Origin of the sequence: Cycloclasticus sp., from assembly GCF_019090545.1 — a bacterium.
In the GTDB taxonomy this organism is placed as follows: Bacteria; Pseudomonadota; Gammaproteobacteria; order Methylococcales; family Cycloclasticaceae; genus Cycloclasticus; species Cycloclasticus pugetii.
Genome location: NZ_JAHRVT010000009.1, coordinates 13,561 through 39,181, shown reverse-complemented (window position 1 = coordinate 39,181; position 25,621 = coordinate 13,561). Strand labels below are relative to the sequence as shown.

Here is a 25,621-nt window from a genome sequence, read left to right as displayed (position 1 = left end):
CTTAGCCTAATGTTAATGCGTTGATGTGATGTGCAGATAGATAATCGGACGCGGACATGCGCCGTTTATTAGCAGGTTGAAGCTCGTTAACTTCAATGAAGTAATCGCCACAGGCAACAAATAATTTATTTTTCTCAGTGTTAACCTCTCCTGGCTGCCCGGAAGTGGGAAGTTGGGTGACGGTTGCCTGCCAAATGCGTAAGGGTTTGTTGTTGAGAAGCGTGTGGGCTACCGGCCATGGGTTGTAACCTTGAATACTGCGTTGAACGTCAGCAGCTGGTTTGCTCCAATCTATCAGGGCTTCTTGCTTACTGAGTTTGTGAGCATAGGTCGCTTCATTGTTGTTTTGGCGGCTCGGGCTAAGTTGTTGTGCGTCAACGAGGGGCAGTAAATCTATTAAGGCGTTGGCGCCTAAGGTCGATAATTTATTGTGGAGGCTGCTGGAAGTGTCCTCGGGCTGAATAGGGAGAACAGTTTTTGACAACATATCTCCGGTGTCGAGGCCGGTATCCATTTGCATTAGGGTAATGCCAGTTTCTTTATCGCCCGATAAAATAGCACGTTGAATAGGTGCGGCGCCGCGCCAGCGAGGCAATAAGGAGGCATGGATGTTAATGCAGCCAAATTTGGGTGTATTCAAGACAAGGTCTGGCAAAATAATACCGTAGGCGACAACAATCATAAGGTCTGCCTGATACTGTTCTAGCGTTGTTATCGATGCTGCTGATTTGAAGTTAACGGGCTGTTCAATGGGTATATTAGCGTCCAATGCGCATTGTTTGACGGGGCTAAGTTGAACTTTTCGTCCCCTGCCGGCCGGTCGGTCTGGTTGTGTATAAACAGCGCAGACATGATGCTGACTAGCCATAAGCGCTTGAAGCGTTGGCACTGAAAAATCAGGCGTGCCTGCAAATATAATGTTCATGTTTAAAGGCCAGCTATAGCGAGTTGGATTGAGTTGTTTGTTCGGCTCGTTCTTTATCCATTCGCACTAGCTTCTTTCGAATGCGATTGCGTTTTAAAGGAGATAGGTAATCGACAAATAATTTTCCGTCTAAATGATCTATTTCATGTTGAATGCATACGGCCAATAAATCGTCAGCTGTTAGCTCGAAAGGCTTGCCATGTTCATCTTGAGCGCTAATCGTTACTGACTCTGCTCTTTCTACGTCTTCATAAAATCCAGGGACCGATAGACAGCCTTCTTGCATTACTTCAATGCCTTCTTTATGAGTGATAACTGGGTTAATGAGGCAAAGCTGTTCGTTTTTATCTTCAGAGACGTCAATGACAATGAGGCGTTTATGGTAATTCACCTGCGTTGCGGCAAGTCCAATACCGGGCGCTGCGTACATGGTTTCAAACATATCGCGAATAAATTGCCTTAATTCGTCATCAAAGACGGTGATATCGGTGGCTTTTGTTCGTAGCCGTTTGTCAGGAAAATGCAGAATATTTAATTTTGTCATATTGGAAGGGGGTGAAATATGCGACGGTGGCCAATTGTTTAGAGTGAATTCTAACGAATTTAGGTTAAACTTTGAATAGTCAATATTTTAAGCTAGACTTAGAGTGTTATTAAATCGCCAATAAAAGGAAGATCGTGGCCATGAAAAAATTATTAGTGTTAGTGGTTGGAGTGTTGTTGAGTTGGAGTGTACTGGCAAACGATATTAAGCTGAACCCATCACACCCGGATCGCTACGTGGTTGTAAAAGGAGATACACTTTGGGATATTTCTGCACGTTTTCTACAAACGCCATGGCGTTGGCCAGATATATGGCAAGCGAATGATCAAATTGCGAACCCACACTTAATTTACCCCGGCGATATTATTGAGTTGTCTTTTGTAGATGGCGTGCCAAGGTTGACTTTAAAAAGAGGTGATGGAAAATTATCGCCCTCAATTCGGCGTTCTAGTTTAGCGGATGCCATTCCTGCAATACCGATTGATGCCATTGCACCCTTTTTAAATAGTCCAAGAGTGATGACGGAAGAGGAGTATGAGTCTGCGCCTTATGTAGTGGCATTTGATGATGAGCATATTCTCGGAAGTCCGGGCTACAAAGCGTATGTCCGTTCATTTCAAGACGGCATAGCCGATGGCTACATTATTGTGCGACAGGGCGAAGAATATTTGGATGGAGAAACTGGGGAGTCATTGGGTTTCGAGGCGGTCTATATCGCAGAGTCGACGGTAGAGCTGAAAGGAGACCCAGCGACTGTGATGTTGTCTAAATCAACGCGTGAAGTACGAAAAGGTGATCGTTTGTTACCGGCTATCGAAGGACCGATTGTTCAAAACTACTTCCCTCATGCGCCAAAGAGCAATATTAGAGGGCAAATTGTTGGAATCGTTGATGGTGTGTCGAAAGTAGCAAAATATGATGTGGTGGTGATTGACCGTGGCGAACAAGACGGCGTTGAAGTGGGTCATGTGTTACAAATTGATCGAGCAGGCGAAACGGTTAGAGACATCATTGCTGGTGGTGGCGCAGAAGTGACGTTACCGGATGAAAAGGCCGGCGTGTTAATGGTATTTAGGGTGTTTGACCGAGTCAGCTATGGTCTCGTGATGGAAAGCTCTCGCGTGATACACCGCCACGATGTTGTTCATACCCCGTAGTATTGGATAGCTCCAACGGGGAAGACGGGCGAGTTTCTTCAACGAGCATTCTTGCTTCTGATTATCGTCCTTGGTTAGCTTTATGGCGAATTACTGGCGTTGGTGCTAAAACATATTTATCGTTATTGGAGGTCTTTGGTACGCCGGAAAATGTTCTTGGCGCCTCCGCAGCATCGCTCAAGCAGGCTGGGCTTTCTTCAGCGGTTATTCAGCAAATAAAAAACCTGGATGAGCGTGAAATTGAGCCAGATTTAAACTGGCTCAAACGTGAAGATTGTCACCTTATGTGTTGGTACGATGAAGATTACCCGCTTTTGCTTAAAGAAATTCCAGACCCGCCGCCTATTTTATTTATTCGTGGTAATCGTAGCTTGTTAGGATCTTTGCAAATAGCCATGGTAGGAACAAGAAACCCTTCACCAATGGCCATGAAAACAGCGCATGCATTTTCAAAAAGCTTTGCCACCTTTGGCTTAACAGTAACGAGTGGTTTAGCATTAGGCGTTGATCAAGCGGCGCATGAAGGTGTTTTAGAGGCCGGCGGAAAAACAATCGCTGTCGCTGCTACAGGGCTCGATAGGGTTTACCCCGCTGGTCACAAGCCGTTGGCTGAAGAAATTATTAAATCTGGTGCGTTGGTGTCGGAATTTCCAATTGGCACACAACCAAAACCGGGCTATTTTCCGAGAAGGAATAGAATTATTAGCGGCTTAAGCTTGGGTGTTTTGGTGGTTGAGGCGGCGATAAAGAGTGGAACCTTGATAACAGCAAAACATGCAATGGAACAAGGCCGGGAAGTGTTTGCAATCCCCGGGTCGATTCACAATCCGCTTGCAAAAGGCTGCCATCATTTGATCCGACAAGGGGCTAAATTAGTTGAAACGGCTGAAGATGTACTTGAAGAGTTAGGTAACTTATCGTTGGCGGCTCTCAGTGAAGATGATGGGCAGAACGAAGAGCTTAGGTTGAATAAGACATCAATAACGGGTGATTATGCTGTTTTACTTGAAAAAATTGCGTTTGACCCCACCTCCGTAGATGAACTAATAACAGAAACTAATTTTACAGCCGAAGAGATTTCGTCTATGTTACTGGTATTGGAGCTTCAAGGTTTAGTGTCATCTGCGCCTGGAGGCCTTTTCTATCGGTGTTCAGCCGAATAAATAGAGATAAAATTAAAATAAATGAAAGAAACTATTTTTGAAGTACTTGTGTATTTGTTCGAGCATTATATTGATGCGGGCGATGAAAAGGCCCTTGAGCAAGGCAAGTTAAAAACTGAATTGCTGGAAGCAGGATTTACAGAAAACTATGTTGATCGAGCCTTTGATTGGATGGGTGAGTTAACGACTCAACCATCGCAGGTGATAGAAAACTATGTTGGTCAAAGTGCGATCCGGGTTTATTCAGCCGAAGAACGATTACGTTTTGATGTTGATGCGCAAGGCTTCTTGTTGTTTTTAGAGCAGACAGGGATTATCGACTTAACACGCCGTGAGCTGATCATTGATAGAGCGATGGCCTTGGGTGATGCGCTTCTTTCTGTAGATCATGTGAAGTGGGTCGCGTTAATGGTGCTGTTTAGTCAATCTGGCATGGAAGGTCATTATTCACAAATGGAGGAGCTGGTTTACGGCGATACTCCATTCGAACTTCATTAGGTCTTATTATGTCAGCTCTTGTCATTGTTGAATCGCCAGCAAAAGCAAAAACCATTGAAAAATACTTAGGCAAAGGATTTACTGTTCTAGCGTCATATGGCCACGTGAGGGACTTGGTTCCGAAGGAGGGCGCGGTAGACCCGGACCATGATTTTGCGATGAAGTATTCTTTGGTCGAAAGGAATCAGCGTCATGTGCAGGCGATTACAAAGGCGATGAAAAAAGCCGATGAGCTTTATCTTGCAACCGACCCGGATAGAGAGGGTGAGGCCATTTCATGGCATGTTTCTGAGTTATTGAAGGAAAAAAAACTGCTCAAAGATAAGCCGGTACATCGAGTGGTTTTTCATGAGATTACTAAAAAATCAATTCAAAAAGCGATACAGGAGCCGCGTGAATTATCAATGGATATGGTTGATGCGCAGCAAGCTAGACGCGCACTCGATTATTTGGTTGGTTTTAATTTGTCGCCGTTGTTATGGAAAAAAATCAGACGCGGCTTATCTGCTGGACGGGTTCAAAGCCCAGCGTTAAGATTAATTGTTGAACGTGAATTAGAAATAGAAGCTTTCAATAGTCGTGAATATTGGAGTATTGAAGCGGCAACTAAGGCGGCTAACCAATCTTTTAAAGCCAAGCTAACACATGTGGATGGCGAAAAGCTGACCCAGTTTAGTGTCGAAAACGCGGCGGATGCGAATAAAATAAAAGACGATATTGTGGCTGTTGCCGCCAATAAATTATTGGTTAAAAAGCTACAAAAAAAACAGCGTAAACGTAACCCAGCCGCCCCCTTTACAACCTCCACACTTCAGCAAGAAGCATCTAGAAAGTTAGGTTTTACAACTAAAAAGACCATGCAGATTGCTCAGCAGCTTTATGAAGGGGTAACCATCGGTTCAGAATCAATTGGTCTGATAACGTATATGCGAACAGATTCGGTGAACTTAGCGGCTGAAGCGGTTGATGAAATTCGTCAATTGATTGAATCGCGTTATGGTAAAGAGAATCTACCTAAACAAGCGCCGGTTTACAAAACCAAATCAAAAAATGCTCAAGAAGCCCATGAGGCTATTCGTCCAAGCTCAGCAGCAAGGATTCCTGATGAAATTAGAGGGTCGTTGTCGAATGACCAATATAAACTCTATTTATTGATCTGGAAGCGCGTGGTGGCCAGCCAAATGGTTCATGCGTTGATTGATGGGGTGAGTGCAGACCTAACCTGCGGCAAGGGCTATGTTTTTCGGGCCACAGGTTCAACGGTAAATAAACCCGGTTTCATGTCAGTGTATCTTGAAGGTAAAGATGACAGTAAAGAGGATGATGACAATAAGGAAAAAATGTTGCCACCTCTGGAAGAAGGTGCGCTAGTTGATTTGCAAGAGGTGATAGCGAACCAACATTTTACTGAACCGCCCCCTCGTTATGGTGAGGCAAGCCTAGTTAAAGCGCTTGAAGAGCATGGAATTGGCCGGCCATCGACCTATGCATCGATTATTTCAACATTACAAAATCGCGACTATGTAGAGCTAGAAACGAAACGCTTTTATCCGACTGATGTTGGGCGAATTGTAAATAAATTTTTAACGCAGCATTTTACGAATTATGTGGATTATGACTTCACCGCTAAATTAGAAGATGGCCTGGATGCCGTTTCAAGAGGTGAAATGCAGTGGTTGCCATTAATGAAGACGTTTTGGCAGCCATTTAAAACGCTGATTGATGATAAGGAAGTCAGTGTTCAACGTAGCGATGTTACGCAAGAGGCGCTGGAGGAAAAGTGTCCAGAGTGCGGTAAACAGCTATCGATTCGCTTGGGTAGAAATGGACGGTTTATTGGCTGTACAGATTACCCCGAATGCAGTTATACGCGTAACTTGAATGATGATGCCGCTTCTGCAGAGCCTGAAGTTGTTGAAGGGAGAAAATGCCCAAAGTGTGAATCTAATTTAATTATTCGCACCGGTCGATATGGCAAATTTATAGGTTGTAGTGCTTATCCAGATTGTAAGCATATGGAACCTTTGGAGAAACCAAAAGACACGAATGTTGTTTGTCCTGATTGTAAAAAGGGAACAATACTTGAACGTAAATCTCGAAAGGGTAAAATATTCTACTCGTGCTCTAATTATCCTAAGTGTAAATATGCATTATGGAATGAGCCGATTAATGAGCCATGCCCAAATTGTAATTGGCCTATTTTGACATTAAAAACAACTAAAAGACGTGGCACTGAAAAAGTCTGTCCACAACAAGAATGTTCCTACGTAACGCCATGCGAAGAAATGGCTAAAACTTAATAAATTAAAAGGTAAATGATGCAAGATAATAAAACATTTGTAGCCGTTTTAATGGGCTCTGACTCTGACTTTCCTGTTATGCAGGCAACACTGGATGTATTAAAAGGATTAGACATTCCGTATGAGGTGAGAGTGACCTCAGCACATAGAACGCCAGTAGAAACACATGCCTACGTTACCGATGCCGATAAGAGAGGTTGCGCGGTCTTTATTGCAGCAGCAGGTCTGGCTGCTCATTTAGCAGGAGCAGTGGCGGCTAATACCGTTAAGCCTGTTATTGGTGTGCCGCTTGATGCGGGTTCTTTACAAGGGCAAGATGCATTATTGTCGACCGTACAAATGCCAGCAGGTATCCCTGTTGCTAGTGTAGCGATTGGTAAGCCGGGTGCAAAAAATGCGGCTTATCTTGCCGCTCAAATTATCGGCTTGTTTGATGAGGGCGTTGCACAACGAGTACGTGCAGATAGAAAAGCGTCAGGCGAAGCTGTTATTAAGAAAAACCAAGCCCTGCAAGAAAAGCTTCAACAAGGGTAATCCGGTTGTGCCATCGGTTTGGCAAAAAAAACGGTTTGTTGCTCAACTTCAAGCCGGTGGTCTTGTAGCCTACCCAACAGAGGCCGTGTTTGGGTTAGGCTGCGACCCATTGAACGAAGGGGCAGTTTATCGACTGTTAGATTTAAAAGGGCGATCGGTTAGTAAAGGCTTGATTCTTATCGCATCTGATTTTTGTCAACTTGAACCTTATGTGCAGCCCTTATCTGATGACCTTATGTCAAAAATAAAGGGCCAGGTATCGGAGCCAACAACTTGGTTACTGCCTGCAAAAACATCGGTGCCAGCATGGTTGACAGGTGGGCGGAGTAATATAGCGGTTCGTTTGACACAGCATGGCCTAGCTAAAGAGCTGTGCCAGTTAGCTGGTACAGCGATTGTGTCTACTAGTGCTAACATGTCGGGTTGTGAGGCAGTAAGAACGGCATATCAAGCGCGTCTAAAGTTTTTGTCGAAAAATGTTTATACAATAAGTGGCCAAGTAGGTGGCTTTTTGAATCCCAGCCGAATCATCGACCCCTTTTTAAATAAGCAATTACGTTAACCTAAGAGATTTTATTGATGTCTGCACCCAATCCCCAGCGTGTTAAAGACTACCTGTTGGCTTTGCAAAACAACATTTGTAGCAGTATTGAAGGCCTTGAGGAAGAGGGTGGTTTTAAAGAAGACCTATGGGATAGAGGGGGCGATACAGGCGGAGGGCGTACGAGGCTGATAGAGAATGGCAAGGTGTTTGAGCAGGCGGGGGTTAATTTTTCGCATGTAAGAGGTGACGCCTTACCCGGATCAGCAACACAGAATCGTCCCAAGTTGGCGGGGCGAAATTTTGAAGCAATGGGCGTTTCATTGGTGATACACCCTCGTAATCCTTATGTACCGACATCACATGCTAATGTGCGATTTTTTATCGCAGAAAAAGACGGTGAAGCACCAATTTGGTGGTTTGGAGGCGGCTTTGATTTAACGCCTTATTATGGCTTTGAAGATGATGCAAAGCATTGGCATCGGCAGGCAAAAAAAGCGTGCGAACCTTTTGGTGATAATGTTTATAACGATTATAAAAAATGGTGTGATGAATATTTCTTTTTAAAACATCGTAATGAACCACGCGGTATCGGAGGGCTTTTCTTTGATGATTTAAATGAAGGGGGGTTCGAACGTTGTTTCAAGCTGATGAAGAGCGTGGGTGACCACTATATTTCTGCCTACCAGCCTATTGTCGAGCGACGTAAAAGCTTGCCGTATACTGACAAGGAACGAGATTTTCAGCTCTATAGGAGAGGCCGCTATGTAGAGTTTAACTTAGTGTATGACAGAGGGACCCTGTTTGGGTTGCAAACAGGTGGCCGTACGGAATCCATTTTAATGTCATTGCCACCACAGGTTAGCTGGCGTTATAACTGGCACCCAGAAGCAGGGACAGCTGAAAGCGAACTGTATGATGTTTTTTTACAGCCTAAAGATTGGCTTGCTTAAACAGAGCTGTTATTAAGACTTGTTGCTCGTTTCTTCTCGAACAAGTTGGCTGTCTGTTTCTGATAACTTGTTTTTTTCGGCTAATTGTTGAATAACTTGATCGAGTCCGCCGGCGCTTTTGATGGTTTTAGAAAAGCTCGCTTTGTAATTAGTTACCATGCTAATCCCTTCGATGATCACATCATACGCTTTCCATTCGCCAGCTTTGTTAAGGGCCATTCGGTAATTAACAGCAACGGGTGGACGAGAAGGTTGAATAATTTCAGTTTTAACCATTAGCCTTGTGTCTGTTGGGTCGAAGGTCATTGGTATGAAATGTATGGTCCATTCATCAAATTCTTTAAAGGCAGTAGCGTAAGTATTTACCAATAAGCCCTTGAACTCTTTTTGGAATGAGGTTTTTTGCTCTTCGCTTGCTTTACGCCAGTGTTTACCTAAAACAAGTCTAGAAATTTTATTTAAATCAACACGAGGTTCAAGTACTTCGTTGACCAACTGAAAAACATAATCAAGGTCATCGAGTTTACTTTTATCCTTTTGAAGGATGTCGTGTAACAGGTCAGATGTTTCTTGGATGACTTGTTGAGGAGGGTTTAAGTCTTCAGCGCTTGCAAATGAGCTAATTGTTAATGCAAAGGCGAAGAGCCCGACGGTTAAAAAACCTTTTAGTTTGTTCATTGTCTATATCCTGTTCTTATTTTGTAGTGCCGGGTTATCCCCTGGAATAGATTATTTTCTTGTCCTATTGCAGCTTCATTTATCGTCATTGCCCCTCTCTGGTGGCAGGGGTTGTAAAAAGACGCTAGTGTAGGCATTGTCGGGCAAGATACAATACTTAATTAAAGTTTATTAGGTGTTTAATTAAGCGGCCTTTGATCTGTGTTTGTAAAAAGTATAGTCGATCAGTTTAATTTTTCTACAGTGTTTTGTCGACTAAGTCGTTAAAATGTCAAAAATGATTATAGCTTGAAATGGTGGGTAAAATGAAGATCAATAAAACAAACTCGATTCTAGTCAGAAGGCAACGACGTATGCGATCAAGCCAGTTTAGTCGCCGTTTAATGCGTGAAACAGTGTTAACAACGGATGATCTGATTTACCCCGTATTTGTGATTGAGGGCGAGAGCCAACGTCAAACAATCGATTCTATGCCGGGTGTTGAGCGACTTAGTATTGATTTGTTGGTGGACGAAGCGCGTGAACTCGTGACACTAGGGGTGCCTGCGATTGCCTTATTTCCTGTGACGCCCGCGAGTGTTAAAACAAGTTCAGCAGAGGAAGCGTGGAACCCGCAAGGTTTGGCGCAAAGAGCAGTTCGGGCGTTAAAGGCTGCATTGCCGGAGCTAGGTGTTATTACCGATGTCGCCTTAGACCCTTTTACAACTCATGGTCAGGATGGGTTGATTGACGATACTGGTTATGTGTTAAACGATGACACGGTGGAGGTGTTGGTAAAACAAGCCTTGTCCCATGCAGAAGCGGGGGCTGATGTGGTGGCACCCTCTGATATGATGGATGGTCGTGTGGGTGCAATCCGCGAAGCACTGGAGGTAGAGGGCTATACGAATACTAAAATTTTGGCCTATTCGGCGAAATATGCATCCAGTTTTTATGGCCCGTTTAGGGATGCAGTGGGTTCAGCGGCTCAGTTAGGAGCAGGCAATAAGTACAGTTATCAAATGGACTGTGCAAATACCGATGAGGCATTGATTGAAGTCGGCTTAGATATTGAAGAAGGTGCTGACATGGTAATGGTCAAGCCAGGCATGCCCTACCTAGATATTGTTCGTCGGGTGGCTGAATCGTTTGACACCCCCGTATTTGCTTATCAGGTGAGTGGGGAGTACGCAATGATAAAGGCAGCGGTGCAAAATGCTTGGCTTGAGGAGCGAGCTGTTGTTTTAGAGTCTTTACTGGCATTTAAACGGGCAGGTGCGCAGGGTGTTTTAACTTACTTTGCAAAAGATGTGGCACGCTGGCTAACGGAAGAAAAATAATGACGGATCGCTACGCAGTATTTGGGTTTCCCATTGGGCACAGCTTATCGCCTATTATTCACCGACAGTTTGCTGATCAGACTGGGCAGCAATTAAGCTATGAGGCGCAGGAAGTGAAGCCTGACGTGTTTAATGAAGCGCTTGCTGATTTTTTTAAGGCTGGTGGAAAAGGTGTTAATTGCACCGTACCTTTGAAAGAGCTCGCATATGAAGCAGTAGACCAATTAACACAGCGCGCTAAATTTAGTGGGGCGGTTAATACGATTAAGCGTTTAGACGATGGTTCTTTATTAGGTGATAATACCGATGGTATAGGGCTGTTAACTGACCTTTGCACAAATTTAGGGGTGGTGATAGATGATCAGCGAGTCCTTGTGTTGGGTGCTGGCGGAGCATCTCGTGGAATACTAGGGCCGTTGCTCGAGGCAAAGCCTAGGCAACTTTATTTGGCTAATAGAACTGTCTCAAAAGCAAAAGCAATGGAAGTTTTATTTTCTTCATTGGGCCGAATTCAGTCTTCAAGTTATGAAGACTTAGCAGGAAAGCAATTTGATTTGATCATTAATGCGACATCGGCCAGTTTAAGTGGTTCTTTGCCTGAGATAGCAAATGGCTTATTGTCGCCGAACGGGGTTTGCTATGATTTGGCGTATAGTGAGCAGCCGACAGCATTTGTGTGTTGGGGTATGCAAGAAGGCGCCCGCTTATCAGTGGATGGTCGGGGTATGTTAGTCGAGCAAGCAGCGCATGCGTTTCATCTTTGGCGTGGAGTTATGCCTGAGACTTCAGCCGTCTTAAAGGGGCTAAAGTAAAGCGCATTGAAATGCTGTTGAGCTTGTAAAGTTAAATGGATGAGCTAGCATCATCAGCCCATTGGCATGCTTTTAAATAGTCGTTTGAATAGTTATCACCTATGGGCCAATTAAGTTGCTGCTCATGTTTAATGATTATTTTTAAGACCTCACCCATCTCACCTTTTTGTTCAACTAAGGCGTCTATAATCTCACTTTTCAAGGGTAGGGGTTTAACGGCGTCCTTCATTGTCATGTCTAATAAGGCATCCAATGTAGACAGCAGCCCCATTAGAAAATAGCTGTTTGGGTGTGCTTTGTCGTTCTTTACGGCAATGTTTTCTGCCAATTTAGCACGTACTAAGGCATGCTTTATAAGCTCTAAGGGTTTAGAAGGGATGCTGCGCAAGCTAATTAATGTCGCCCACTTCTTTGTTTCATCAATACCTAAGATAACAATGGCTTGTTTAATTCGTTCAATGGGGTTTTTGAACGAGAAGCTGGCAGAGTTTAAATACTTTAAAAGCATATGGGTAAGATTAGGGTCCTTTTCAATGGTGCTTTCGAGTTCAGACATTGAAATGTCCACCTGGTTAACATGGGCTAGAAGTTGGATGATAGCAAACGTGCTAGCGCTAACAGTACGCCCTTTTATTAACTCTGGTCTTGAAAAAAAATATCCCTGAAATAGCTCGCAGCCTATTTGCTTATAGGCATTGAAGTCGTCGAAGGTCTCTATTTTTTCAGCTAAAAATTGTATAGCACAGGGTTGGAGTTTTTCAATTAAGGCTTTGTTGACCTCGATGGAGGTGAGGGTTAAATCAAACTTAATAATAGAGGCTAATTCGATTAAAGGGTCCCATTTTGGGCTGTACACGAAGTCATCAAGAGCGAAAGCAAACCCCTTTTCTGAAAGCTCTTGAGCTCTTTCGATAAGACTAGCGTCAGGTTGAATGTCTTCTAATAACTCTAAGATAACTTGCTCAGAAGGCAGAGCTTCAATCAGAGGGCTAAATAAATCTTCATACGATATATTGATAAAAACAAAGTGGTTGTTTGCTGCTTTTTGTAACCCTAAGTCTAAGGCAGAAGAAGCGATAACCTCAGCAGTAAGAGAATGTGTTTGTTGCTTTTCATCTTCAATCGGGCGATACAAAAATTCATAGGCGTGAAGTTCTAAGGAGCGGTTTAGTATGGGTTGTCGAGCAAACGAGAAATGACGCATGACAGTAGCCCTTAGGATAATTAATGAATGATACCTTTCAGTTTAGTTGAAGAAACGCATTAGGTTGCCTCGTTAAGGTATTTATTTTTCAATCGAACGTAGTTCTGCGGTGAATAGGTTAAAAACTGGGCTTCTTTTTCATTAATGGGCCGAGCTTTTTTGACTGGAGAGCCAATATATAAATAGCCACTTTCTAATACCTTTCCCGGAGGGACAAGACTCCCAGCACCAATTATCACTTGGTCATTGACGATAGCGCCATCCATCACAATAGCGCCCATTCCAATCAGGCAACGATTACCAATGGTGCAGCCATGCAGTGTCACCTTATGCCCAACGGTTACGTCTTCTCCAATCACTACAGGGTAGCCCCCTGGGTTAAAGTCACTGGCATGGGTAACGTGTATAACGCTACCATCTTGAATATTAGAACGACGACCAATTTTAATACTATGAATGTCGCCACGAACAACGGCTAATGGCCAAATAGACACATCGGCAGCAAGTTCAACGTCGCCAATAACAACGGCGGTATCGTGGATAAAGGTAGAGTCTTCAGTTCGCGGTGTTTTAGAGTCAAAAGATTTAACGTGCATGTGCGATTTCCTGTTCTATACTTTAGTGAGTATTTGTTAAAGGGAGAAAGACATGAGTGTATCAGGATTTATGGCATTGGCCGTTATTGTTGTCTTAGTGGGCTATGGAATAGCGTTGTATAACAGCTTAGTGAGCTTGAAACATAGCGTATCAAAAGCGTGGTCAAACATTGATGTGTTGCTTAAGCAGCGACATGATGAGTTACCAAAATTGGTTGAAACGTGTCGGCAATACATGAAACATGAGCAAGACACCTTGGAAAAAGTTATGTTGGCGCGCTCGGGCGTTTCAAATGCCCTAGGCGAGTCAGATGTGGCGGCATTAGGGAAGGCGGAAACACAGATGCGGCAAGGTCTCATGAACCTATTTGCCGTTGCCGAAGCCTACCCTGAACTAAAAGCAAATGAGTCGTTTAAAGAGCTGCAAAATAGAATAAGTCAGCTAGAGAATAACATCGCGGACCGACGTGAATTTTATAATGAAAGCGTGAATTTAAATAATGTCCGTATTGAGCAATTTCCAGATGTATTGATAGCAAAATTCTTTAACTTTAATGATTTTGATTTATTAGAGTTTGAAGCGTCACAAACGGCCGATGTTAATGTTAAAAAATTATTTGAATAATGAATGAGTGGGCAGAGGCCATTGAACGCTTGCCGGCTGATGAGTTTTGGGTATATTTTATTGCTACATGCCTAATTTCCTTGGCCTGCCTATATTTTTATTTTCGTTATTTGTGGCGTTATCGCATTATGCAGGACACGCCGACGGCACTGATCAGGTCGGCATCACAAGGTTATAACGAGTTTGCTGGCATCGCTAGATTATTACCTGGCGAGCCTATTATTGCGCCCTTAACGAAGCAAAGCTGTGTTTGGTATTGGTATAAAGTAGAAGAGAAACAGTCGCATTATGTGCGGGGGCGTAGCCGTACCAGTTGGAGCCTTTTTGAAACTGGTATTAGTGACGGCGTGTTTTCTCTGCATGGTAAAACGGGGCGGGCAATTGTTAACCCAGATGATGCTGAAGTAATCCATTCGGTTTCTGATACTTGGTATGGCAGTTCACCTTTTCCAACCGCAGGTCCAAAAGGCTTTAGTTCAAGTGCGTTTGCTCTTGCTAAGCGATACCGTTATAGCGAAAAACGCATTCATGAAGGTGATCAATTGTATGTTCTTGGTGACTTTAAGTCGTTTAAGGAACTGGCGTTGCCAACAAAGGATGAGTCTTTAGCGGCGATATTAAGGCAATGGAAAAGCAACCCGCGGATGCTATTAAACCGTTTTGATGAAGACCGCGATGGGCACATTGATTCAGCGGAGTGGGAAAAGGCTGTTCTTATTGCAAAACACCAGTTGGCAGAGGAGTTAGCCCGTCAGCATCGTGGACCTGTTGAGCATATAATTGAAAGACCAATGAGTAGCCGTAAACCATTTTTAATTTCAACAAAAAATGAGGCAGTGCTTACCGCGAGGTTTCAATATAAATCTTGGGTGTCGCTGTGTTTGTTTTTTGCCATAAGTGGGGTGGCGCTGTGGATGATGAATGTGCGTATGGGCTAGTTTTCTAAAGACCAGTGTCGATTTTCTTTGGCAGTCAGCTAGGCTTCTTAGTTTAAGTATTCGTTATGCAAAGTGTTGAGGCTTGGAAGCTGCACTGAAGCATGCGAAAATACTTTATTTTTCAACTGTATAAAAATATGACAAACCCTTTATTAGAAGAATTTGAGCTTCCGCACTTTAGTGAAATAACAGCAGCCGATATTGAGCCAGCTATTAATGAGGTGCTAGCAAAAAACAAAAGAGAAATAGCTTCTTTGCTTGAGGGGGGCAAAGAATACAGTTGGGAAAACCTGGTGCACCCGATTGAATTGATGGATGATTATTTAAACCGAGTGTGGTCGCCAGTCAGTCACTTAAACTCGGTGATGAACAATGACGAGTGGCGTGAAGCGTATTCTAATTGTTTACCTAAGCTCAGCGAATACTCAACAGAAATTGGCCAAAATAAAGAGCTCTACCTTGCTTATCTTTCGATTAAAAAAGGGGCTGAGTATAAGGTATTGAGCACGGCACAAAAAAAGATTATTGATAATGCGTTGCGCGACTTTGAGTTGTCGGGGGTGGCTTTGCCGAGTGATAAAAAACAACGTTATATGGATATATCGCAGCAATTGTCGACATTAACGAACCAATTTGAAGAAAATTTAATGGATGCCACCAATGATTGGAGCCAATTGGTGACAGATGAGGCTGATTTGCAAGGCTTGCCCACATCGGCGATGGATCTACTCCGTCAAACAGCGCAGCAAAAGGACCAAGACGGTTGGATGCTGACGTTAGAGTTCCCGTGCTATATGGCAATTATGACGTATGCAGATAACCGTGAGTTACGCTATGCCATACATCATGCTTTTGTAACAAGGGCGTCTGATCAAGGAACTGGCAAAGAAAGCTGGGATAATTCACAGTTGATGAAAGACATCGTGGGCTTGCGACATGAAAAGGCACAATTGTTAGGTTACAAAAGTTATGCACATTTATCGTTGGCCACCAAAATGGCCGATAAGCCTGAGGATGTACTGACATTTTTAAATCAATTGGCCGATAGCTCTTTGCCAATGGCTAAAAAAGATTATGCGACCTTATGTGACTTCGCTGCTAAGCAAGGACATAAAGGTGCTGTTGAATCGTGGGATGTCGCTTATTATTCAGAAAAGCTACGTCAAGAGAGGTATCAGTTTTCTCAAGAAGAAGTGAAGCCATATTTTCCTGCAAATCGTGTATTAACAGGGATGTTTAAGGTGGTTGAGAAACTGTATGGGCTTAATATTTCAGAAGTAAAAGACGTTAATACCTGGCATAAAGATGTGCAGCTTTTTTCCATTACGGATGAAAAAGGTGTTCACCGAGGTCGGTTCTTTATTGATCTTTTTGCTCGTCCGCATAAGCGAGGAGGGGCTTGGATGGATGAGTGCGTGACCCGTTTTAAAAAGAAAGACGGGGTGCAAACGCCGGTTGCGTATCTAACGTGTAATTTCACCCCACCTATCGGTGAAGACCCATCGTTGCTAACTCATGGCGAAGTAGAAACGCTCTTTCATGAGTTTGGACATGGCTTGCACCATATGCTGACACAAGTTGATTACTTAAGTGTGTCCGGCATACATGGTGTGGAATGGGATGCCGTTGAGTTACCTAGCCAGTTTATGGAAAACTGGTGCTGGCAAGCAGAGGTAATGCCGTTAATTTCTGGTCACTATAAAACGGGTGAGGTGCTGCCGCAGGAAATATTTGAAAAAATGTTGGCAGCGAAGAACTTTCAGTCGGGTATGCAGATGGTGAGGCAGATTGAATTTTCAATATTTGATTTTCGAATTCATTTGGAATATGACGCAACAAACGATTCGCAAATTTATGATGTGTTGGAACAAGTTAGAGCGGATGTTAGTGTTGTTAAAACACCAGAATTTAATCGTTTTCCGAATAGCTTTTCACATATTTTTGCAGGAGGTTATGCGGCAGGCTATTACAGTTATAAGTGGGCGGAGGTTCTATCTAGCGATGCTTTTTCGTTGTTTGAAGAAAAAGGAATCTTTGATGAGCAAACAGGGCGTTCTTTTTTACACAACATTTTAGAAAAGGGAGGGAGCGATGATGCGCTTGAATTATTTACAGCGTTTAGAGGAAGAAAGCCAACAATAGATGCTCTCTTGAAGCATTCAGGCATTGCAGCATAAGATGTTAAAGCACGTTTTCTTTTTGCTGTTGTTTTTGCCAGCCATGGCGAATGCAGCACATATAACTGATAAATTATTAGCTGGCATGTATGCTGAACCTAATAATAGTGAACAACCTACACAGTTACTCCCAAGTGGCACACCTGTTGAATTAATAGGTGAGGCTAAGGGCTTTGTAAAAGTGCAGTTGGTGGGTGGTGAAACGGGGTGGGTTGAAAAACGGTTTTTATCAGAAGAAAAGCCGGCAAAGGTTAGGCTGCTTTCACTTCAAAGTAAATACAGGCAGCTTCAAGAAAAGCTAGATCGTGCAGAAGCGACATTAACGAAATTAAATCAGCCGACTGAAGAGGTTGTGCCGAATGAGCAAAAGAACGATCAACGTATCACTGAAGAACTACAAGAGGCGTTGGCTAAGGCGGAAAAGACCATTCAACAGCTACAGCAAGAGAATGAGCAACACCCGTTGGTAGCCAATGTGACAAAAACGGTGCCGCCAACAGATAATGAGCCCGTCAGCTTTTCTTTTACAGGACTAAGTCTGTTGTTATTGATTCTTAGTATGCTTATTGGCGTGTATCTGGGTATAAAATTTCAAGATGCCCGTCAGCTGAAACGGCATGGTGGGTTTAGAATTTAAGCATTTCCAACAACAAAGGCGCTTTGATTAGCGCCTTTGTTGCATTTTGGTGATGTAAGCAGTAGTTCTATTAATCGGCCACTTTAATGTAAAAGCATTGAATATCATCATCGCGTTCATGCCTTAACATTTGATGGTTTGATTTATCAATAAACACGCCAACATCAAGATGAGAGGCAGGGTCGGTTGCTAACATTTTAATAATGTCGCCCGGGCTAGATTTTTGAAGCTGTTGCTTGAGTCTTAATAACGGTAGCGGGCAGTTTAAGCCTTTCGCATCCAGTGTTATATCGTATTTCATATCTTAGTTTTTATATTGGTGTTACTTTATAATCTCATCATAATGAACAGTCTAAAGTAAGTATGGATTATAAGGATTTACGTGATTTTATCTCAAAACTTGAACAGTTAGGTGAGTTAAAGCGAGTCAATCAAGAGGTTGACCCTCATCTTGAGATGACAGAGATATGTGACCGGGTGTTGAAACAGGAAGGACCAGCAATACTATTTGAAAACCCTAAAGGTTATTCGATACCGGTTTTAGCTAATTTATTCGGAACGCCGAAACGGGTTGCTTTAGGGATGGGGCAAGATACTGTTAGTGCATTAAGGGATGTCGGTGAAGTGCTGGCAGCACTTAAAGAACCTGAGCCACCAGAAGGTGTAAAGGATGCTTGGGCAAAATTACCGGTTTATAAGCAAGTACTTAATATGGCGCCAAAGGTGGTTAAAAAACCCGTGTGCCAGCAGGTTGTTATTGAAGGAGAGGCTGTTAATTTGGCTGATTTTCCGATTCAAACATGTTGGCCTGATGATGCGGGGCCACTGATTACGTGGCCATTAGTCATCACTAAGGGGCCATTAGCAAAACGGCAAAACCTAGGTATTTATCGTCAACAGGTGATTGGGCGCAATAAAGTCATTATGCGGTGGTTAGCGCATAGAGGCGGAGCGCTAGATTTTAAAGCATGGCAAGCAGAACACCCAGGGGAGCCCTTTCCAATAGCCGTTGTGTTGGGCGCTGACCCTGCCACCATTTTGGCGGCGGTAACGCCTGTGCCGGATGCGTTATCAGAATATGCATTTGCAGGGTTATTACGTGGTTCTAAAACAGAAATTGCAGATTGCTTAACGCATGATCTACAAGTTCCTTCTAGTGCTGAGATTGTTCTGGAAGGCTATTTATACCCTGATGAAATGGCAGATGAAGGGCCGTTTGGTGACCATACAGGCTACTACAATGAAGTTGAACGTTTTCCTGTTTTTACGATTGAAAAAATAACGCATCGTAAAAACCCTATCTATCATTCAACCTATACGGGCAAGCCACCTGATGAGCCTGCTATTTTGGGTGTTTCGTTGAATGAAGTATTTGTGCCGATTTTAAAAAAACAATTTCCTGAAATTCAAGACTTTTACTTACCACCAGAAGGCTGTTCTTATCGAATGGCGATAGTCAGCATTAAAAAGCAATACCCAGGGCATGCAAAACGAATCATGTTTGGTATTTGGTCATTTTTACGGCAATTTATGTATACCAAGTTTGTTATTGTGACGGATGATGATGTGGATATTCGTGATTGGGAATCAGTTATTTGGGCCATGACCACACGTGTTGATCCATCCAGAGATACGACGTTGATTGAAAACACGCCGATTGATTATTTAGATTTTGCGTCGCCAGTTTCTGGCTTAGGTTCAAAAATGGGTTTGGATGCGACAAACAAATGGCCAGGGGAAACCACGCGAGAATGGGGTAAGCCGATTGAAATGAGCGTACCGGTTAAGCTTAAGATTGACGAACTATGGTCAACCTTAGGGCTAGATTAGCTGGATTGGCTTGTTGATGGAGCCAGGTTTAGTTTGTTTGCGTTTATGCTCAGCTCAAGCCCCGTTTTATAGTGGGCGCTTGCCTCGTTATTAGGGTCACCTAACTGTTCTTGCACTTGGCCTAATAGCAGATAGGCTAAGCTAGACGGTTGCAGTGAAATGCTGTCGTCTAGGTATGATTTAGCTTTGCTCCAATGCTCTTGCTCTATGCAAAGTTGCGCCAGTGCATTAAAAAATTCGCTGCTGGCCCCATGTTTTCGTAACCATTTTTCTAGCTGCTGCTGTTTTTTTTCTGCTGGAATAGTTAATTGCATATACCGAGCCAGTAAGTCAGGGTTTGCTTGTGCATTTAGGCCCTTAATCAATAGCTCTTCAGCGGTGGCATTATCGCCTGTGCGAATCAGTTGAGAAGTGTAAGCGATCAGGTAACGAGGGTTTAGCTTCTGTTTTTTGTCGAGTGCCTTCCAAATCATACTAAGCGTTAATTGGCCAGACTCAAGGTTGTTTGAAAATAACTGTGTTAACACTTTTTCTTCAACCGGCAGCCACTCTTGTGAAGCAATTTTTCGGTTGTTTTTTATGGATGGTAGTAAATGATAAAGAGCTTCCCACTCGTTTAACTGTAGGTGTGTTTTCATTAACAACGTTAAAACAATAGGGTGGTTAGGTGTTGCTGTTCTTAGCTGTTGCAGTGTGGCAAGCGCCTGTTCAAATTGACCAGCGGCGAGTTGTAACTTAGCACGTGTTAGTTGAATGGCATGTATTTGGTCGGGCAACGTCTTGCCTGCCTTAAATAAATATTCATCTCGGCGATTATAAGCGCCTTGAGACTGGGCGGCATGGGCGGCGCTAAGGTAGTTCAATAAAGGGGTGTCACTTTGTTCAGCATGCTTGACTAAGAGTTTTTCAGAGCGCTGCCAATTGCCTTCGGCAGAATTAATCAGGCCTTTATTAATTTCTTTTTGTGAGCGGGTCGTTTTACGTTTTTGGTTCCATCTGCTGATGCTTTTGGGACTACGTTTAAGAGTGAGCAGGGCTCTTAAAGAGAAATAAAAACCAATGAAAATAATCAATGTAACAAACAACAGGACTGCCAGAGACGTCTCAATGGATACGTGCCCATAAGTTAAAAGGGCGTATCCAGGTTCCAGATGTACCTGATAAGCAAGTCCACTAGCGATGACTAGAGCGAGTATGAGAAGAAGTATTAGTTTCATAGTGCTTGCCTCTATTGCTCTGCTTTAGTAGGTTCCGGAGCTGCCGAAGTTGGCATGTTATTGTCTATTGCGAGGGGGGCTGGTTCTTCAGCTGGTGGCTGTGAGCTGAGATCCTTTTTTTCTATGGAAGCAGGGGTAGCAATAGTGATTGAAGGGGCGGTACTGTCTTCGGCTGACATGCTTAATAGGGGCAAATCGCGCAGCATCTTTAACGATAAGGCAATAGAGGGAAGCTCAGCTTTGATGACTGTATTTTCAAGCTTATCAAGTTGCTTAAGGGCCGTTTTTACAGCAGGGTTGTTATTATCAAAGTAATCACCTAGCCAAGTTTTAGCAATGGCGATGTTCGCAGTGTAAAGGGCTTGTTGCTGGTTAATTAAGGCTAGCCTGGCTGATTCAAGCTTTAAGGCTAAATTTTTTCTAATCAGTTCAATGCGCTCTGGTGTCATCAACGCGGCTAAAGGTTTATCGCTGCGCCGAACGACGATTAATTTACTGAAGCTCTCCCAAGCATCGTTAAGGGTGTCTTGAATATTTTCTGGAATAGGGGAGGCATCACCTTTACCAATTTCAGGTGCTTGAGCGGTACCGGCATGAGGCGCTTTAATACCCATGCTAGAAACGGCGTCTTCTAGGGCCAAAAGTTGCGACGAAAGACCTACCGTATCTGGTAAGAAGGTACTGTTGAGAAGGTTTATTTCTTTTGCTATTTGTTGACGAATGGCAAATGTTAGGGGGTCGCCATTTTCTTTAAGTCGTTGATCAGCGGTCTGTAGAGCAACAATGGCGGTATCAACGTCTCCGGCTAATTGTAAGCGGGTATTGGCCACACTCACTAAATACTCAGCTTCAGCAATAAGCCATTGACGCCTATTTTTGCCGACTTGTTGTTGTAATAAAGTGATTCTTTCATCTGCCGACTGCTCGAGCTGCTCAACGTGTGAGTTAAGGTCTGATAACTGATTGCTGACTTGACGGGTTTTAGATTGGAGTTCGTTTGAAGCTCCGGACGTGTCGTTTTTAAGTGCGTCGATGCTGCTCGACAGCTGACTAATGTGTTGAGTGAGTTGCTTAAAGGTGAGGTACCCAGCCATGGTGGCCAGAATAACTAAAAAAATGGCCAGCCAAGCAATCGCACTTCTTGATTTTTGTTTGGGCTGATTAGTAGATGATGTCTTTGCCACTACCTTTTCAGGCTGCTTACTGCTTGCCTTAGGGTTAGGTTTGTCTTCAGTGTGCGCTTCCTGTTTTGATGAGTCATTCATGACAGATATCCGTGAGTGATAAAGATTAGGTCATTTCAATACATAGAGCCTAATGGTTGTAAAGTCAGTTATGGTCCTCTTCAGTATAGCGCCGAAACAGCTACGATGCTTAAAAAATTTGTTAGCGTTTTTTGTCTTGGTTGATGGCAGAGACTAAGCCTTTATCGCTAGCCCCATGACTAATGAGCAGATGTTGGCAGTCAAGACTGCTGGCGTAGCGGGCAAGTCGTTCGCTAAAGACCACGAAAGTACACTGTTGTTTAAGCTCACCAATAGGCCTTGGCGGGATTAGAAATAGGTTGTCTAAGGCCAGTTGACTAGTGATAGTGATGTAGGCGGGTTTCTTGATGTGGCTTGTCTTGTAATTATTAGGTAATGTGCGTTGGTATACGTCAAGAGTATCAACGGTCATGCCGCGTTTTTGTAGTTGTTCAGCCAATAAAGTACGGCCTCCTTTGCCTTTAATGATGAGCCCTTTTTTTTGCTTAAGGTCGCTTGGAAGCTGTGTAAGTAGGCGCTCAGAATTAAAGGGTTTAGCGGCAGTAATGGCAGGTTTTAAACCGAGTTGGTCCAGCGTGTCGGCTGTTTTAGGCCCAATGGCAATAATGCCAGAAGGTGTTTTTTGCCATTGATGATCTATTAGGCGATCGGCCTGTATAACTGCATTTGCACTGATAAAAATCAGGTAATCGTAGTTACTATGCTGGTATAAAGTGTTGCTAATATGCGCTGTATTTTCAACAGCTTGAATCGCTATGGTTGGGTAGCGAATTGGTGTAAAGCCTGCTGCCGTTAACAGGCCACATAGGTGATCTGATTGATGGGCTGGCCGCGTGACTAAGACAGTTTTTTCATTACTCTGCATGATCGTACAGTTTGTCTAGAATCTCTTTAGCACCGGCAGCTAAGAGACGGTTAGCAACGGTAACGCCAATCTTTTCTGCATCCTCAAGGGGGCCTTCTAGTTGTTCAGTGATCATTACACTGCCATCAGGTTCTGCGACCAAACCATGTAGGCGTAAAATATCACCTTTAATTCTTGCGTGCCCCGCGATGGGGGCTTGGCACCCACCTTCCAGTGTGAAATTCATGGCGCGTTCGGCCTGCACACGAATAGCTGTAGGCTTGTCATGTAAGCATTCAATGAGCGCTAGTGTTGCCGTGTCGCCCTGCCTACATTCTATGCCGATAGCGCCTTGGCCAATAGCCGCCAACAATGTGTTAACCGGAAGGGCCATTTTTATTCTGTTCTCAAAACCAAGGCGAATCAGACCCGCTGCAGCAAGAATAATGGCATCATAATCGCCGTTATCTAGCTTTTGCAGGCGACTATTTACGTTTCCTCGAAGTGATTTGATGTGTAAGTCAGGGCGCATTTTAAGTAGCTGGCTCTGACGCCTAAGACTTGAGGTGCCAACAACAGCGCCTAGGGGTAAATCGTTAATGCTTGAGTAGGCGTTGGAAACAAAGGCATCCCGAGGGTCTTCACGTGACAAAATAGCGCCAATTTCAAAGCCCTCTGGTACTTGAGCGGGTACATCTTTCATCGAGTGAACGGCGAGGTCTGCATCACCATTTAGCATTCCCTGCTCAAGCTCTTTAATAAAAAGGCCTTTACCACCAATTTTTGCTAAGGGGGTGTCAAGAATTTTGTCACCTTGTGTGACCATTTTAACCAACTCAATTTCAAGTGAAGGGTGTGATGCTTTTAGCAATTTAGCGACGTGTTCAGCTTGCCAAAGGGCTAATGGGCTTTTGCGAGTTGCGATTTTAATCAGAGACATGACGGTAACAAAGGATTGTGAGATAGGCGGATTATATCAGCCGGGGGCGACATGTTTAAGGAGACTCAGTCTTTCTGTCGCAGAAAACGGTTTAATTCGGCTTGGTGTCGTCGACTGATGCTCAAGGTTTCTTTATAGCCTTTAAGCTGCAGCTCGAATTGGCCCGAGGCAGATTTTGTAATAGCGTGTATAGCAGTTGTATTAACCAGGGCATTACGATGAATGCGAAAGAATTGTGTGCCGAATTCTTCCTCCAGTAATTTCAGCGAGTCTTCGATTAATATCGACTCTGTTGCAGTCGCCGCGAGAACGTATTTATGGTCAGCTTTGAAGAATAAGATATCGTTGACGTTTAGGACTTTAAGGCCATGATGTGTATGAGCGCAAAGGTGTTGGCGTGGTCGTGATAATAATGGCGCGGCTTGTTTGATATCGATGGGCTGCGCCATGTATTGCGCTGCTTTATCAATGGCTTGATCTAATCGAGCTTGTTTAACCGGCTTAAGCAAATAATCAATGGCATTTTTATCAAAAGCCTCAATAGCGTATTCGTCGTAGGCGGTGACAAAGACTACCCGTGTTTTTAATTGAGCGTTTGCTATTTCAGTAGCGGTTTGCAAACCATCCATTTTTGGCATGCGAATATCCAGTAAAGCCAGCTCAGGTTGAATATCAATGCATTGCTTTAATGCGTCAACCCCATTACTGGCATCGGCATAGACAGTGTGGTGGCTGCTAATTGCATCGACTAGTCTTTTTAAACGTTGCCTTGCCAGTGGTTCATCATCTGCAATTAAGATTTTCATAAGAGGGACTTTTGGTATGGAAATTTAAGTTGGGTCTGGAATTCTAAATCGCTTGAGCTGACCAGTAACTGGCTTTGCCCTGGGAAGCATTGCTCCATTCGAAGGCGGATATTATGCAAGGCCATCTTGTTTCCGCCACGTTCCTTTGATGCGTGTTCATTGCCAATAGGGTTTTTGACGAGTAAACGAATAATACTTTTTTCCATACTGCCAGAAATATTCAGCTCGCCGCCGTCACCGACCGTTTCAATACCATGGTAAACGGCATTTTCAATGATAGGTTGAATGCTTAACGGCGGGATGAGGGCATCGCTTGGGATGTTTGAAATATCTAACCGTATGGTTAACCGATCACCTAAACGGGTTTGCTCGATATTTAAATATTGTTGAATGAAAGCAAGTTCTTGGCTAAAAGGAATCAGTCGTTTAGATGTTTGCATATTAGCTCGAAATAATTCAGCTAAGTCTTCTGTCAGCGACTCAGCCAAGGGTGGGTCTATTCGCGTTAGGCTGGCAATGGTATTTAGGCTATTAAATAAAAAATGTGGTCGAATACGGGCCTGTAATGCATCAAGTTGTGCATCGGCTTCTGCCTTTATTTGTCTGCGCCATTGAAATTGAATGTATAGAAAGCGTAATAAAATAAGGCTAAAGATAATACTGATACCCGTATTTCTTAAATAGATACTAAGGTAGCTATTTGGGGAACTTGCAAATAGGTCTAGCTGGGGTAATAAAAAAGAGATGACCCAGGTAATGAACAAGGTTGTAAGGTTGATGGTTAAAAACATCAGAAGACATATCTGGGTTGAAGAACAACGGTTTATTTTTTCTTTCAAAGCGCAAAAAATAGCAGCGCATGTAAAGGCAACCCATAAAATAAACAAGGCATTTAAACTAAGCGCTACCCAAAAGTCACCACTTATAAAGCTGGTATTTAAGGCAAGAATAATGGCCAGTAATTGAGAAATAAGCGTGAGATACAGGACATTCTTAGCAAGACACATGTCCGGCAAAAAATAAGCTTGTTGTGTGAGAGAACTTTTGTCCATGCTGGAAGTGCTAGCCTATGTTCTATTCGTTCTAAAGTAAGCGATTCTTAAGTGATATACTAGGTG

General features: G+C 43.4%; 26 protein-coding genes. 14 read left to right on the top strand and 12 right to left on the bottom strand.

Annotation, left to right across the window (positions count from 1 at the left end; genetic code table 11):
• Position 1: 1 nt before the first annotated feature.
• Both fmt and def read right to left on the bottom strand, forming a co-directional pair.
• Positions 2 to 925 carry a methionyl-tRNA formyltransferase gene (gene fmt / locus KUG63_RS02250; protein ID WP_015006908.1) on the bottom strand — a complete coding sequence of 308 codons (924 nt, stop codon included), beginning with the start codon at positions 923 to 925 and terminating at the stop codon, positions 2 to 4.
• A gap of 13 nt (positions 926 to 938) precedes the next feature.
• Positions 939 to 1,469 (bottom strand): peptide deformylase, encoded by a 531-nt coding sequence (gene def, locus KUG63_RS02245; RefSeq protein WP_015006907.1) that lies wholly within the window; start codon positions 1,467 to 1,469, stop codon positions 939 to 941.
• Positions 1,470 to 1,609: 140 nt separating this feature from the next.
• On the opposite strand from def, the gene KUG63_RS02240 reads away from it, so the two are divergent.
• Genes KUG63_RS02240 through hemF form a run of 7 tightly spaced genes read left to right on the top strand, consistent with a single transcriptional unit; the run spans position 1,610 to position 8,615 of the window.
• Positions 1,610 to 2,626 carry a LysM peptidoglycan-binding domain-containing protein gene (locus KUG63_RS02240; protein WP_016390850.1) on the top strand — a complete coding sequence of 339 codons (1,017 nt, stop codon included), beginning with the start codon at positions 1,610 to 1,612 and terminating at the stop codon, positions 2,624 to 2,626.
• A 2-nt stretch (positions 2,627 to 2,628) separates the two neighbouring features.
• Positions 2,629 to 3,789 (top strand): DNA-processing protein DprA, encoded by a 1,161-nt coding sequence (gene dprA / locus KUG63_RS02235; protein ID WP_015006905.1) that lies wholly within the window; start codon positions 2,629 to 2,631, stop codon positions 3,787 to 3,789.
• A 21-nt stretch (positions 3,790 to 3,810) separates the two neighbouring features.
• Complete coding sequence (locus KUG63_RS02230) at positions 3,811 to 4,287, top strand: DUF494 family protein (RefSeq protein WP_015006904.1); 477 nt, start codon at positions 3,811 to 3,813, stop codon at positions 4,285 to 4,287.
• Between the two features lie 8 nt (positions 4,288 to 4,295).
• Entirely contained in the window at positions 4,296 to 6,587 is a 2,292-nt protein-coding gene (gene topA, locus KUG63_RS02225; RefSeq protein WP_015006903.1) for a type I DNA topoisomerase, read from the top strand.
• Positions 6,588 to 6,605: 18 nt separating this feature from the next.
• Complete coding sequence (gene purE, locus KUG63_RS02220) at positions 6,606 to 7,121, top strand: 5-(carboxyamino)imidazole ribonucleotide mutase (protein WP_015006902.1); 516 nt, start codon at positions 6,606 to 6,608, stop codon at positions 7,119 to 7,121.
• 7 nt (positions 7,122 to 7,128) lie between these two features.
• A complete protein-coding gene (locus tag KUG63_RS02215; RefSeq protein WP_016390853.1) occupies positions 7,129 to 7,683 on the top strand; it encodes an L-threonylcarbamoyladenylate synthase in 555 nt (184 codons plus the stop codon).
• A 17-nt stretch (positions 7,684 to 7,700) separates the two neighbouring features.
• Positions 7,701 to 8,615: an oxygen-dependent coproporphyrinogen oxidase gene (gene hemF / locus KUG63_RS02210; protein WP_015006900.1), complete on the top strand. Its 915-nt coding sequence runs from the start codon at positions 7,701 to 7,703 to the stop codon at positions 8,613 to 8,615.
• Positions 8,616 to 8,627: 12 nt separating this feature from the next.
• Here the strand turns inward: hemF and KUG63_RS02205 are convergent, their stop codons facing one another.
• Positions 8,628 to 9,293 carry a phospholipid-binding protein MlaC gene (locus tag KUG63_RS02205; RefSeq protein ID WP_016390855.1) on the bottom strand — a complete coding sequence of 222 codons (666 nt, stop codon included), beginning with the start codon at positions 9,291 to 9,293 and terminating at the stop codon, positions 8,628 to 8,630.
• 305 nt (positions 9,294 to 9,598) lie between these two features.
• Between KUG63_RS02205 and hemB the strand changes: the two genes are divergently transcribed.
• Both hemB and aroE read left to right on the top strand, forming a co-directional pair.
• Entirely contained in the window at positions 9,599 to 10,612 is a 1,014-nt protein-coding gene (gene hemB / locus KUG63_RS02200) for a porphobilinogen synthase (protein WP_016390856.1), read from the top strand.
• Positions 10,612 to 11,424: a shikimate dehydrogenase gene (gene aroE / locus KUG63_RS02195; RefSeq protein ID WP_287017563.1), complete on the top strand. Its 813-nt coding sequence runs from the start codon at positions 10,612 to 10,614 to the stop codon at positions 11,422 to 11,424. The genes hemB and aroE overlap by 1 nt, the downstream gene beginning before the upstream one ends.
• A 31-nt stretch (positions 11,425 to 11,455) precedes the next feature.
• Here the strand turns inward: aroE and KUG63_RS02190 are convergent, their stop codons facing one another.
• Both KUG63_RS02190 and KUG63_RS02185 read right to left on the bottom strand, forming a co-directional pair.
• The gene (locus KUG63_RS02190) at positions 11,456 to 12,628 is read right to left on the bottom strand and encodes an EAL and HDOD domain-containing protein (RefSeq protein WP_287553886.1); all 1,173 of its coding nucleotides are present in this window, start codon (positions 12,626 to 12,628) and stop codon (positions 11,456 to 11,458) included.
• Between the two features lie 59 nt (positions 12,629 to 12,687).
• Positions 12,688 to 13,224: a gamma carbonic anhydrase family protein gene (locus tag KUG63_RS02185; protein ID WP_287553884.1), complete on the bottom strand. Its 537-nt coding sequence runs from the start codon at positions 13,222 to 13,224 to the stop codon at positions 12,688 to 12,690.
• A gap of 52 nt (positions 13,225 to 13,276) precedes the next feature.
• On the opposite strand from KUG63_RS02185, the gene KUG63_RS02180 reads away from it, so the two are divergent.
• The 4 genes from KUG63_RS02180 (at position 13,277) to KUG63_RS02165 (ending at position 17,601) form a co-directional block, all read left to right on the top strand.
• The gene (locus tag KUG63_RS02180; RefSeq protein ID WP_015006894.1) at positions 13,277 to 13,849 is read left to right on the top strand and encodes a LemA family protein; all 573 of its coding nucleotides are present in this window, start codon (positions 13,277 to 13,279) and stop codon (positions 13,847 to 13,849) included.
• Positions 13,849 to 14,787: a hypothetical protein gene (locus tag KUG63_RS02175; RefSeq protein WP_277642196.1), complete on the top strand. Its 939-nt coding sequence runs from the start codon at positions 13,849 to 13,851 to the stop codon at positions 14,785 to 14,787. Before KUG63_RS02180 ends, KUG63_RS02175 begins: the two co-directional genes overlap by 1 nt.
• Before the next feature lie 101 nt (positions 14,788 to 14,888).
• Positions 14,889 to 16,964 carry an oligopeptidase A gene (gene prlC, locus KUG63_RS02170; protein WP_287553882.1) on the top strand — a complete coding sequence of 692 codons (2,076 nt, stop codon included), beginning with the start codon at positions 14,889 to 14,891 and terminating at the stop codon, positions 16,962 to 16,964.
• Between the two features lies 1 nt (position 16,965).
• Entirely contained in the window at positions 16,966 to 17,601 is a 636-nt protein-coding gene (locus KUG63_RS02165) for a TIGR04211 family SH3 domain-containing protein (protein WP_016390861.1), read from the top strand.
• A gap of 70 nt (positions 17,602 to 17,671) precedes the next feature.
• Here KUG63_RS02165 and KUG63_RS02160 read toward each other — a convergent pair whose 3' ends face one another.
• Positions 17,672 to 17,902, bottom strand: coding sequence for a sulfurtransferase TusA family protein (locus KUG63_RS02160; RefSeq protein WP_015006890.1), 231 nt, complete (start codon positions 17,900 to 17,902; stop codon positions 17,672 to 17,674).
• A 62-nt stretch (positions 17,903 to 17,964) separates the two neighbouring features.
• Here KUG63_RS02160 and ubiD point away from each other — a divergent pair, with 62 nt between their 5' ends.
• A complete protein-coding gene (gene ubiD, locus KUG63_RS02155; protein ID WP_015006889.1) occupies positions 17,965 to 19,431 on the top strand; it encodes a 4-hydroxy-3-polyprenylbenzoate decarboxylase in 1,467 nt (488 codons plus the stop codon).
• On the opposite strand, the gene KUG63_RS02150 is transcribed toward ubiD, so the two are convergent.
• The 6 genes from KUG63_RS02150 to KUG63_RS02125 form a co-directional block, all read right to left on the bottom strand.
• Positions 19,428 to 20,648: a heme biosynthesis HemY N-terminal domain-containing protein gene (locus KUG63_RS02150; protein WP_083857001.1), complete on the bottom strand. Its 1,221-nt coding sequence runs from the start codon at positions 20,646 to 20,648 to the stop codon at positions 19,428 to 19,430. The genes ubiD and KUG63_RS02150 overlap by 4 nt on opposite strands.
• 11 nt (positions 20,649 to 20,659) lie before the next feature.
• Positions 20,660 to 21,913 carry a uroporphyrinogen-III C-methyltransferase gene (locus tag KUG63_RS02145; RefSeq protein WP_287553879.1) on the bottom strand — a complete coding sequence of 418 codons (1,254 nt, stop codon included), beginning with the start codon at positions 21,911 to 21,913 and terminating at the stop codon, positions 20,660 to 20,662.
• A gap of 121 nt (positions 21,914 to 22,034) precedes the next feature.
• On the bottom strand, positions 22,035 to 22,778 hold the full coding sequence (locus KUG63_RS02140; protein WP_287553877.1) for a uroporphyrinogen-III synthase: 744 nt from the start codon (positions 22,776 to 22,778) through the stop codon (positions 22,035 to 22,037).
• The gene (gene hemC / locus KUG63_RS02135) at positions 22,768 to 23,697 is read right to left on the bottom strand and encodes a hydroxymethylbilane synthase (RefSeq protein ID WP_020931938.1); all 930 of its coding nucleotides are present in this window, start codon (positions 23,695 to 23,697) and stop codon (positions 22,768 to 22,770) included. The genes KUG63_RS02140 and hemC overlap by 11 nt, the downstream gene beginning before the upstream one ends.
• A 65-nt stretch (positions 23,698 to 23,762) precedes the next feature.
• Positions 23,763 to 24,503 (bottom strand): LytR/AlgR family response regulator transcription factor, encoded by a 741-nt coding sequence (locus KUG63_RS02130; RefSeq protein ID WP_020931939.1) that lies wholly within the window; start codon positions 24,501 to 24,503, stop codon positions 23,763 to 23,765.
• Complete coding sequence (locus KUG63_RS02125; RefSeq protein ID WP_020931940.1) at positions 24,500 to 25,555, bottom strand: sensor histidine kinase; 1,056 nt, start codon at positions 25,553 to 25,555, stop codon at positions 24,500 to 24,502. Before KUG63_RS02125 ends, KUG63_RS02130 begins: the two co-directional genes overlap by 4 nt.
• Positions 25,556 to 25,621 lie beyond the last annotated feature (66 nt).

Coding starts and splice junctions, on each gene's coding strand:
- aroE (WP_287017563.1), top strand. CDS start 10,612: ATGACGGATCGCTACGCAGTATTTGGGTTTCCCATTGGGCACAGCTTA.
- topA (WP_015006903.1), top strand. CDS start 4,296: ATGTCAGCTCTTGTCATTGTTGAATCGCCAGCAAAAGCAAAAACCATT.
- KUG63_RS02160 (WP_015006890.1), bottom strand. CDS start 17,902: ATGAAATACGATATAACACTGGATGCGAAAGGCTTAAACTGCCCGCTA.
- KUG63_RS02230 (WP_015006904.1), top strand. CDS start 3,811: ATGAAAGAAACTATTTTTGAAGTACTTGTGTATTTGTTCGAGCATTAT.
- KUG63_RS02130 (WP_020931939.1), bottom strand. CDS start 24,503: ATGAAAATCTTAATTGCAGATGATGAACCACTGGCAAGGCAACGTTTA.
- KUG63_RS02175 (WP_277642196.1), top strand. CDS start 13,849: ATGAATGAGTGGGCAGAGGCCATTGAACGCTTGCCGGCTGATGAGTTT.
- purE (WP_015006902.1), top strand. CDS start 6,606: ATGCAAGATAATAAAACATTTGTAGCCGTTTTAATGGGCTCTGACTCT.
- hemB (WP_016390856.1), top strand. CDS start 9,599: ATGAAGATCAATAAAACAAACTCGATTCTAGTCAGAAGGCAACGACGT.
- fmt (WP_015006908.1), bottom strand. CDS start 925: ATGAACATTATATTTGCAGGCACGCCTGATTTTTCAGTGCCAACGCTT.
- KUG63_RS02240 (WP_016390850.1), top strand. CDS start 1,610: ATGAAAAAATTATTAGTGTTAGTGGTTGGAGTGTTGTTGAGTTGGAGT.
- KUG63_RS02190 (WP_287553886.1), bottom strand. CDS start 12,628: ATGCGTCATTTCTCGTTTGCTCGACAACCCATACTAAACCGCTCCTTA.
- def (WP_015006907.1), bottom strand. CDS start 1,469: ATGACAAAATTAAATATTCTGCATTTTCCTGACAAACGGCTACGAACA.
- KUG63_RS02205 (WP_016390855.1), bottom strand. CDS start 9,293: ATGAACAAACTAAAAGGTTTTTTAACCGTCGGGCTCTTCGCCTTTGCA.
- KUG63_RS02125 (WP_020931940.1), bottom strand. CDS start 25,555: ATGGACAAAAGTTCTCTCACACAACAAGCTTATTTTTTGCCGGACATG.
- hemC (WP_020931938.1), bottom strand. CDS start 23,697: ATGTCTCTGATTAAAATCGCAACTCGCAAAAGCCCATTAGCCCTTTGG.
- prlC (WP_287553882.1), top strand. CDS start 14,889: ATGCGAAAATACTTTATTTTTCAACTGTATAAAAATATGACAAACCCT.
- KUG63_RS02145 (WP_287553879.1), bottom strand. CDS start 21,913: ATGAATGACTCATCAAAACAGGAAGCGCACACTGAAGACAAACCTAAC.
- KUG63_RS02150 (WP_083857001.1), bottom strand. CDS start 20,648: ATGAAACTAATACTTCTTCTCATACTCGCTCTAGTCATCGCTAGTGGA.
- ubiD (WP_015006889.1), top strand. CDS start 17,965: ATGGATTATAAGGATTTACGTGATTTTATCTCAAAACTTGAACAGTTA.
- KUG63_RS02165 (WP_016390861.1), top strand. CDS start 16,966: ATGTTAAAGCACGTTTTCTTTTTGCTGTTGTTTTTGCCAGCCATGGCG.
- KUG63_RS02140 (WP_287553877.1), bottom strand. CDS start 22,778: ATGCAGAGTAATGAAAAAACTGTCTTAGTCACGCGGCCAGCCCATCAA.
- hemF (WP_015006900.1), top strand. CDS start 7,701: ATGTCTGCACCCAATCCCCAGCGTGTTAAAGACTACCTGTTGGCTTTG.
- KUG63_RS02185 (WP_287553884.1), bottom strand. CDS start 13,224: ATGCACGTTAAATCTTTTGACTCTAAAACACCGCGAACTGAAGACTCT.
- KUG63_RS02180 (WP_015006894.1), top strand. CDS start 13,277: ATGAGTGTATCAGGATTTATGGCATTGGCCGTTATTGTTGTCTTAGTG.